The sequence below is a fragment of the Cupriavidus sp. CuC1 genome (assembly GCF_044627735.1).
Classification (GTDB): domain Bacteria; phylum Pseudomonadota; class Gammaproteobacteria; order Burkholderiales; family Burkholderiaceae; genus Cupriavidus; species Cupriavidus ulmosensis.
On sequence record NZ_JBIUHC010000277.1, the window covers coordinates 1 to 7,389 of the forward strand.

A 7,389-nucleotide genomic window follows, 5' to 3' on the forward strand; every position below is an offset into this window, starting at 1 on the left:
CCCGGAACATTGCCCGCCTGGGACTTCAGGCGCTCGCTGGAGGAATCTCCGGGGGTTAGCCCGGAGAGGAAGTCAACGCTAACGCGCCACTGGCTGCAACGACACCAGTTCGTCGACCGAGAACAATCCGGCGATGGTAAGCCACGGCAGGCTCAACCCCTGCGCGCGTACAAACGACACAAAGGGAAACTGGCCGTCCAGCAGGCAGCGGAAATCCCGCATGCCGCGGATCGGATCCTGAACCTGATAGCAGCTGCGGTGCTGAAGCCTAAATACCGCGTGGCCCTGCCGGTACACGCACTCGACGGGCGCACGCGGCCAGAGTTGACCCTCCAGCCAGCGGTCGTAGTCCAGGTCCGTCTCGCCAGTTGCCTGCGCTCGTAGCCAGTTAGCGTGCAAGGCTAACGGCACGTCGCGCGACAGTTGGTCCACATCTAGCGGCGTTGCGTCCTTCCTCTCCAATTTTCCCTCCGGTCTGCTGAGCGCTGTCCAATAAGCAGTTGCTACCTTGCAACGATACCCACGCTCTCTTCTTTCCATAAGACGTGCTGCTAATCTCCTATCGGCAACAAGCGGAAGGGGATAAATCTAACTTGGCTCGAAAAGCGTTGCCGGGCCACGCTTCTGCCCATGCAGAAACCATCCCTTCAGCGCGGCCGGCCTGCCGGCAAGACCACTCTCGATGCCTGTTTAAAGCAAGTATTCGTAAGCGCGGCACACGCCCGCCGTAAGGGGTCACCACGGATTCGGTGCACAGCCCTGCCTGTGGCGCAGAATCTGCTGGAGCGGTGCTTTGAACAGACTCGGACCTCTCTTTGTCGTACACATAGATATTGACTAAATGTCCTGTTTCGATATAATCTATGTGTATGCCTAAAACTGCCCGTGCCCTCCTGCAGCTCCCGCCGGCGACTGCTGCCGCCATCGAGAAGCTTGGCGCCGACCTAGCTGTGGCCCGCTTGCGCCGCAAAGAATCATTGAAGACCTGGGCGAAGCGGATGGGTGTTTCTGTGCCCACGCTGCAACGGCTCGAAGCCGGTGACCCGTCTGTGGGCATCGGCATCGTCGCGACTGCGCTCTGGCTCATCAAGCGCGACGGCGAGCTGAGAAATCTTGCGGCGCCCGAGCACGACCAAGGCGCCATCGAGATGGACGTCCGTGAGGCCGTCGAACTGGGTCGCGCACGCGCCCAGGCCGCCGCGGAATCACGCGTGCGCACGAACCGGGCAAAGGGCTGAGATGCGTCTGGACGACTTGTACCTCTGGTACCTGGGTGACCCGGCCACACCGCGCTACGTCGGCGCATTGAAACTGGTCACCGCCGGCAAGGGGGTCTCCTTGCACTACGGCGAGGAGTGGCTGGCTAACGGGTTCGCTCTGAGCGAGGACCTCCCTCTCGTCGACAACGAGTTCTTGCCGCCAGGCCGCTTGGCGACCGATGCGCAGCGCGCGGTCGGCGCGATCGACGACGCGCGGCCGGACCGCTGGGGCGAGAAGGTCATTCGCTTCGTGGACAAGCCCAAGCGCCTCTCCCTGATGGAGTACCTGTACTACGCCGGAGACGACCGATTCGGCGCGCTCGGTGTTTCCACGTCGTCGAGTACCTACAGCCCGCGAGCCGTGAGTCCGCTTCCTCGGCTAGAAGCTGCGCAACAGCTCAGTGAGGTGGTGGCCAAGATTGAGGCCTCGGAGCCCATCACCGCCCTGGAAGCAAAGATTATTGCTGGCGGCGGCAGTCCGCTCGGTGGCGCGAAGCCCAAGGCGCTCATTGACATTGACGGCGAGCAATGGGTTATCAAGTTCTTCAACAACGAGCCCGTCGACGCGCCGCTCATCGAGCACGCGACGATGACGCTGGCCGAGCGCGCGGGCATCACGGTGGCCGAGACGCTTGTCATCCACCTCCTCGGGGCGAACGCGATCGCCATTCGCCGCTTCGACCGCAAACAGGGTCGGCGAATTCACAGCATCTCGGCCGGCACCGCCATTCGGGCGGCCACCGCATCGGGCGAGGAGCCACAGATGGGCTACCCCGAGCTGGCGCGAATCCTCCGCCGGGTCGGCATCACCCAGGACGACATCAACCAACGCGACGCGCGCGAGCTCTTCCGTCGCATGGTTTTCAACATCCTGGTCGACAACACCGATGACCACGAGAAGAACCACTCCCTGTTGGTCGTGAACCCGCTCGAGAATGGCCGCCTGAAGCTGGCGCCGGCGTACGACGTCTTGCCGACGAACTCGGGGCAGGGTTACCAGGAGTTCATCTGCGGCGCTCATGGCCGGGACTCGACGCTCGAAAACGCGATGTCGCAGTGCGATGCATTCGGCCTGCTGCCCACGGAGGCCGCGGCCGAGATTGCCACCGTCATCGACGTCGTGAACACCTGGCAGGAACACTTCGCGCAGGCCGGCGTGACGGAGCGCGACATCGAGAGCCTGGCCGAGCGCATCGACGGCGAAGAGCTCCTAACCCAGCGCACTGGCTTCGACCAGGCCCGGTTTCAGTCCGCGCCGGCTAAGAGAAAGCGAGCAAGTCCCTTCCGTCGCACCTGAGATCCTCGCACAACAAACCAGTCCCTGGCCAAGCGAGTAGTACCAACCGAAGCCGTTCGACACGCGGCTCATGTTCTGCCGCCCGCGGGAGAAACAGGAGGCTCTCCTTTGCCTGTCCTCCGCGTGAGCCTACTCTACCAGCGGGGTCGTGCAACACTTTTTAGCTCAGACAGAGCCAAAAAATAACCCCGAGCGACACGCCCGGGGTTGGTTTAAATGAGGACCTCCACCGCCTCGCCAAACGGCGGCGGAGCAATCGTGTGGAGCGGCGTGGTCGACGCCCATAAGGTGGGATACGCCGGCGGCGCAGCCGGGAATTTCCCGTGCATGTCCGTCAGGTAGACGAGGAACGCCGGAGCAATTCCCTGTTTGTCCAGCCACGCGAACGGCGCTCGGAAACTCGTGCCGCCACCGCCTCGGATGGGACCCAGCTCGAGGGCATCTCCGCGTTCAAAGCACTGCACCTGCGTCACGCGAGTGTCGCAGTCCAGCACGAACAGGCGCCGCGGCTGCAGCACGGTGAAGACCGTCTGGATCTCCGCCCCGAACTGCTGTTGCGTCTCGTCGAACACCGAACCGCTGGTGTCGCGCACAAAGACCGCATCGCCGACCGACTGGTCGTGCAACGCCGGCAGGTACAGGCCCATATGGGTGTACCGCCGGTTCGGCATGGCCCAGCTGTAGTCCGACCGGGTCTGCTCGAAGGCAAAGCGGTGCAGCACCGAGCGCCAGTCCACCGATGCCCGCGTGGCCGACTCCACCATCGCACTCAACTCGCCGGGCAGCTTGCCACGCATCTGCGCGGCCTTTGCTGCCTGCATCGTCGCCACCTTCCACTCGTTGGCCAGCGTTTGCTGCTGTGCCTGCGGCTGTTGGCGAACCTCGCCGGGCGAGAAGTCTGGCGAGGCCTGCGACGGGTCGTCCCCGGCCGTGCCATTGCCTTTGCCATCCTGGCCGTTAGGCTGGGGTGGATCATTGCCGTCGGCCTTGCCGTTGCCGTCCTGGTCCTGCTGTGGCTGTGGCTGCGGTTGCGGTTTTGGCTGCGGTTGCTCCGATGCCTCCTGGCGCAACATGGCATAGATTTCCTCTGCGGATTTGCCGAGAAATCGTCCGTCGATCAGCGCGCCGGCCGGCAACTGCAAGCCGGCGTTGAGCACCAAGGGATTGATCGCATAGTCGCAGGCCTGATTCCAACGGTCAGGATCGCGAACGCCGCGGCGCCAGCAATGCCCGTTGGCCGGATGCAATACCTCGTGGGCAAGACAGCCGCGTAGCTCAAGATCGCTCAGGCTGGCGACGAATGCTGGGTTGTAGCCCAGCGATACGCCATCCACCCAGAACGTCTTGCACGACGGATCTTCGACCACCCGCAAGCGCATCAACAACGCCCCGAAGAACGGCTGGGACAGGATGAGCTGGGAACGCTGCTTCGAGATTCGATCGCGCATGCCGGCCTCACGCTGTGAGCAGTTCGAACATCGACGAGGTCGGGGCAGCCACCACCGGCGAGGGCGGCGGGCCACCCATGAAGGCGGCCATCTGTGCCTCAATCTCCATGGCCTTCTCGGCCACCTGCTTGCGCAGATCGTTCGAATTGCGCAGGTCCGCCCCGGTGTGACGGGCCAGATGCTCGCGCGTCTCATCCAGGATGCGCGTGAGCGCCGGATCCCCGGAGAAGTTCAGCTTGGGCAGCAGTGCGCTCAACTCGCGCACCTTGTCGGCAACATCCAGCCGCACGTTCGTGGCCCCATACAGGCGGTTGGCGAAGTGCTGCACGGCCTCGAAGAGGCGGCCCACCAGGTCGTCGTTGGCGGTTTTCACCGCGCCGAGCACGCGCTGGTCGATATCCGCCTTGAGCCCGTCCAGTACGTTGGCCGGCAGCGCAATGTCGAACTGGCTCGCGTCCGGAAACGGCAGGACTGCCAGGCGCATACCGAACTTCTTGGCCAGTTCCGCTTGCGTCGGATAGTCCGCTTCGTCGAACAGACCATTCAGCGCCGCGCGAGCCTCTTCCTTCAGGCGCGGATAGTCGGCGAGAAACACCGCGGTCGTGGCGTTGAACTCGTCCTGAAACTCGCGCTGACGGTCGGCCACCTCCATGTACATGTCAGTGGGCAGCAGGCGCACGCCCAACTGATCGTAATCCAGGCTGTGAGCATCGAAGTAGGCGCGGGCACGGTTGGCGACCGCGCACACTTCCTTGTATGACGTGGCGCCCTCGGTCAGCAGCTTCTTGTTGAAGCGGCCAATGTCTTTGGTGTCGTGGTTGGACTCGACCTCCTGCGTGGCGCGGGTGTCGAAGCGGCGCGCACGCCAGACCGACGTGTTGAAGGTGGCGAGCATAACGCGCTTGGTGATGTCTTGAATGTTCATGATGATTCCTGGAAATGGGATGAATACGGCTGCAACGAAAAACGGCGAGCCTGGTGGCTCGCCGTCATGGAATGAAGAGGAAAAGTGGATCAGTTGCCGAGCAGCAACTCACCGAGCTTGCCGCCCTGCGCATTGATCCACGCCGGCGTGGCGCAGATCCGCGCGTCGCGGCGCGCTGCGTCGGTGGCGAGCATCACGGCGAATTCGCCGAGATGGGCTTCGAATAGGCGATTGGCGTACACCATCACGCGATCGAAGTTGTTCTCGTTGGAAACGGCGGCGAGCGCGGCGCAGATGGCGTACTGCGCGGCCACCTTGTCAGGAATCCTGGCGGATTCCGGAGCGGCCAGCACCGAATCCACGCTGGGCAACTCGCGATAGATCTGGCGGAACGACTCGAACTCGAGGGCTGCGCCCTCGCCCACCGCGCCGGCCGTCACGACGATTTCCATCCCCGGCGGTACCAGCGGCAGTTGACGTGCCACATGCCCCCAGCCTCGCGGCGAAGGCAGGTTTTCCACCTCTTTGCTACGCTGGGACGAGAGCAGCAGATCGGGGCGGAAACGCAGGAAGGCGATGAGCGCGGGGGGCACGTTGTTCGTGACTGCCCACCGCGTCCAGTCCTCGATCGTCGGCTCCAGCTCCACGATGGTGCTGAAGCGGGATTTCAACGGATCAAGGATGTTGGACACCGCCGCGTTGTCGCTGCGACGGTTGGTGGCCGCCACGAAGGTGACGTGGTCCGGCAGGACGTGTTCACCGATGCGCCGCGCGAGCAGCAATTGCATCTTGGCGGCCTGGACAGCCGGCGAGGCCTGGCCGAGATCGTCAATGAACCAGACCAGGGGGGCCGTACTGTTGATCGCGGTGGCCAGGTCCCCGAACGGCAGGAACTTGGCACCGGTACCGTCCGTTGCCGGAAACGGCAGACCCTTGGAGTCGGTCGGATCCTCCACCACGGGGTGGGAGATCAGCAGGTCGTGACCGGCTGCCTTGGCGGCGCTGGCCACGATGTCGCTCTTGCCAATGCCGGGCGCCCCTGTGATGAGGACGGGCAGGCGTGCGGGAATGAAGGCCGCGAGCAGAGTGTGCATTTGGGAGGGATTGACTTTCATGGGGTTCCTAAAAAGGCGAGTCCCACAAAGCCACCTTGCCCACAGGGAAGGTGTCCCTGTGGGAAGTTTCAATGAATGCGCCAGCGTGACTGGCAGAGGTCGATGCGTCAGAGACGCAGGTAAAACGCTGTTTGGACTGATCCGTACCAGTGCGAACAACGCTCTAACGACAAGCTTACAGCCAATATCGCGAAGGCAGTACGCCAATAGACGACGAATTTGCTATCGCTCTTGAGAGAAAACTTCCCCCGGCGCTCGGCCGGGGGAGAGTCAAACGAATCAGGCGGCCATCGCTAATGCTGGCCCGTATTCGGCCAGCCGTGCTCGCGCATAGGCTAGGGTGCCATCCTTAGCTCGCAGCTTGCGCGCCAGGCGGCGCTGCGGATCTTCAATGTAATAGACCCGAGCGCTGCCGCGCGGATAGTGCTTGATCTGGCGGAAGCCTTCGTCAATGCACATGTCCACATATTCGCGGCCGTTCAGAACCCGCCCTTCCGGCAAGCGCCAACTTGCAGCCTCCGCTTGCTCGCGGGCGCTCTTAACATCGCGGGCTTGGCGAAGCGCAGTCTGCGCGGCCGCTGCCTCAATGTCCCATTGACGCTGCTCGGCCTCGGAGAAGCCGCACAGTTCAAAGATCCGCCGTCGACGCGTAGCCGCCGGCACGCCGGTCAATACCACACCCAGCTCCTCGCGAATGGCCCGCTTGGATAGTGCGTTCTGATCGCTTGGACTATCCAGCGCTTCAAGCAGTTGCGCCACGTTGCGCTCCATGACCGCGAGCGCCAGCCGGTTGGGCCACGAGTAGCTGGTGGTGTCCCGCTCGACCGTGGCAAGGCGAAGTTCGCGCTGAAGCATGCGTTCGGACAGCACTCCCTTAGCCTGCTCTTCGTGCGCACGCGCAGTCCTCTCCATATAGCGATGCTGGGCGATGAGGGAATGCAAGCGTGCACCAAGTGGTGAGACCGGCGCCGCGTTCTCCCCGGTAGGCGGGGCGATGGTCGGCAACGAAGGCGGAGGGACGATCCCGGCCGCGAACAGCGCGTCATCCACAGCGATTCGGGCCCGATCGGCCGGCAGCGGCTTAACCAATGCAACGAGGCGAGCGGCATTGTGAGCAGTGATCGCCAGGTTGTCATGCCGCATGACCAAGGCACCGGTGCAAGCCCCGGAGTTCAGTCCGGGGTAAGGCGGGAATTTGGGGTTAGTGAGGGGTCTGCTGCTGCTCAATGTACTGGCGCAGGATATCCAGTGGAGCCCCGCCGCACGATGCCGCGAAGTAGGACGGGGACCAAAGCACGCCCCGCCGCTTGAGCCACGGATGGAAGTCCCCGAACTGCTGCCGCAG

Annotated in this window: 8 protein-coding genes; 2 read left to right on the plus strand and 6 right to left on the minus strand. The window is 63.5% G+C overall.

Annotated elements, in window-relative coordinates:
* Nucleotides 1-78 precede the first annotated feature (78 nt).
* Entirely contained in the window at nucleotides 79-462 is a 384-nt protein-coding gene (locus tag ACGLHR_RS49915; protein WP_400103312.1) for a hypothetical protein, read from the minus strand.
* A gap of 515 nt (nucleotides 463-977) precedes the next feature.
* Here ACGLHR_RS49915 and ACGLHR_RS49920 point away from each other — a divergent pair.
* Together ACGLHR_RS49920 and ACGLHR_RS49925 are read left to right on the plus strand one after the other, a co-directional pair.
* Nucleotides 978-1,238, plus strand: a complete 261-nt coding sequence (locus ACGLHR_RS49920; protein ID WP_400103314.1) for an XRE family transcriptional regulator — start codon at nucleotides 978-980, stop codon at nucleotides 1,236-1,238.
* 1 nt (nucleotide 1,239) lies between these two features.
* Entirely contained in the window at nucleotides 1,240-2,556 is a 1,317-nt protein-coding gene (locus ACGLHR_RS49925; protein WP_400103316.1) for a type II toxin-antitoxin system HipA family toxin, read from the plus strand.
* 212 nt (nucleotides 2,557-2,768) lie between these two features.
* On the opposite strand, the gene ACGLHR_RS49930 is transcribed toward ACGLHR_RS49925, so the two are convergent.
* From ACGLHR_RS49930 to ACGLHR_RS49950, 5 genes are all read right to left on the minus strand, one after another.
* Nucleotides 2,769-4,004: a VWA-like domain-containing protein gene (locus ACGLHR_RS49930; protein WP_400103318.1), complete on the minus strand. Its 1,236-nt coding sequence runs from the start codon at nucleotides 4,002-4,004 to the stop codon at nucleotides 2,769-2,771.
* 7 nt (nucleotides 4,005-4,011) lie between these two features.
* The gene (locus tag ACGLHR_RS49935; RefSeq protein ID WP_400103320.1) at nucleotides 4,012-4,929 is read right to left on the minus strand and encodes a hypothetical protein; all 918 of its coding nucleotides are present in this window, start codon (nucleotides 4,927-4,929) and stop codon (nucleotides 4,012-4,014) included.
* An 89-nt stretch (nucleotides 4,930-5,018) separates the two neighbouring features.
* Nucleotides 5,019-6,044 carry an ATP-binding protein gene (locus ACGLHR_RS49940; RefSeq protein ID WP_400103322.1) on the minus strand — a complete coding sequence of 342 codons (1,026 nt, stop codon included), beginning with the start codon at nucleotides 6,042-6,044 and terminating at the stop codon, nucleotides 5,019-5,021.
* Nucleotides 6,045-6,323: 279 nt separating this feature from the next.
* Nucleotides 6,324-7,187, minus strand: a complete 864-nt coding sequence (locus tag ACGLHR_RS49945; protein ID WP_400103324.1) for a hypothetical protein — start codon at nucleotides 7,185-7,187, stop codon at nucleotides 6,324-6,326.
* A 58-nt stretch (nucleotides 7,188-7,245) separates the two neighbouring features.
* Nucleotides 7,246-7,389, minus strand: a 144-nt coding sequence (locus ACGLHR_RS49950) for a transposase (protein WP_400103326.1), incomplete at its 5' end; no start/stop codon positions are given.